At 57.6% G+C, this 681-nt stretch carries 1 rRNA gene; it reads left to right on the forward strand.

From position 1 onward, the window contains the following. Positions 1-51: 51 nt before the first annotated feature. Positions 52-681, forward strand: a 23S ribosomal RNA gene (locus VR45_RS12440); the annotation flags it as partial.

Here is a 681-nt window from a genome sequence, read left to right on the forward strand (position 1 = left end):
GTGGGTGTCTGGTCGTTGTTTGAGAACTGCACAGTGGACGCGAGCATCTGTGGCCAAGTTTTTAAGGGCGCACGGTGGATGCCTTGGCACCAGGAACCGATGAAGGACGTGGGAGGCCACGATAGTCCCCGGGGAGCCGTCAACCAGGCTTTGATCCGGGGGTTTCCGAATGGGGAAACCCGGCAGTCGTCATGGGCTGTCACCCATACCTGAACACATAGGGTATGTGGAGGGAACGCGGGGAAGTGAAACATCTCAGTACCCGCAGGAAGAGAAAACAACCGTGATTCCGGGAGTAGTGGCGAGCGAAACCGGATGAGGCTAAACCATGAGCGTGTGAGACCCGGCAGGGGTTGCGCTGATGGGGTCGTGGGATTTTTCTTGATCGGTCTGCCGGCCGGTCGGCGAGTCAGAAACCGTATGGGTAGTCGAAGGACATGCGAAAGGTCCGGCGTAGAGGGTAAGACCCCCGTAGACGAAATCTGTACGGCTCGTTTGAAGAACTCCCAAGTAGCACGGGGCCCGAGAAATCCCGTGTGAATCTGGCGGGACCACCCGCTAAGCCTAAATATTCCCTGGTGACCGATAGCGGATAGTACCGTGAGGGAATGGTGAAAAGTACCGCGGGAGCGGAGTGAAATAGTACCTGAAACCGTGTGCCTACAAGCCGTGGGAGCGTCG

It is taken from the genome of Streptomyces sp. NRRL S-495, assembly GCF_000966955.1.
GTDB classification, from domain to species: domain Bacteria; phylum Actinomycetota; class Actinomycetes; order Streptomycetales; family Streptomycetaceae; genus Kitasatospora; species Kitasatospora purpeofusca.